General features: G+C 59.1%; 1 protein-coding gene. It reads right to left on the bottom strand.

Annotated features, from left to right (window positions below; genetic code table 11):
- Positions 1 to 274: glutamate synthase-related protein (locus P792_RS38680; RefSeq protein ID WP_035439678.1), on the bottom strand; the 274-nt coding region annotated here is incomplete at both ends.

Below are 274 nucleotides of genomic sequence, written 5' to 3' on the forward strand. Positions count from 1 at the left end.
ACGGGCCACGAGCTTGACGGTGACAGTCGCCTCCGGGTTGATCTGCTTCAGGTCGTAAATGAGCTGAGCCAGATCCTCGATGGAATAGATGTCATGATGCGGCGGCGGCGAAATGAGCGTCACACCAGGCGTGGCATGGCGCAGCTTGCCAATGAGTTCCGTCACCTTGAAGCCAGGCAGCTGTCCGCCTTCTCCCGGCTTGGCCCCCTGGGCGACCTTGATCTCGATCTCGCTGCAATTATTAAGATATTCCGCCGTGACACCAAAGCGCCCC

Origin of the sequence: Asaia sp. SF2.1, assembly GCF_000505765.1 — a bacterium.
In the GTDB taxonomy this organism is placed as follows: Bacteria; Pseudomonadota; Alphaproteobacteria; order Acetobacterales; family Acetobacteraceae; genus Asaia; species Asaia bogorensis.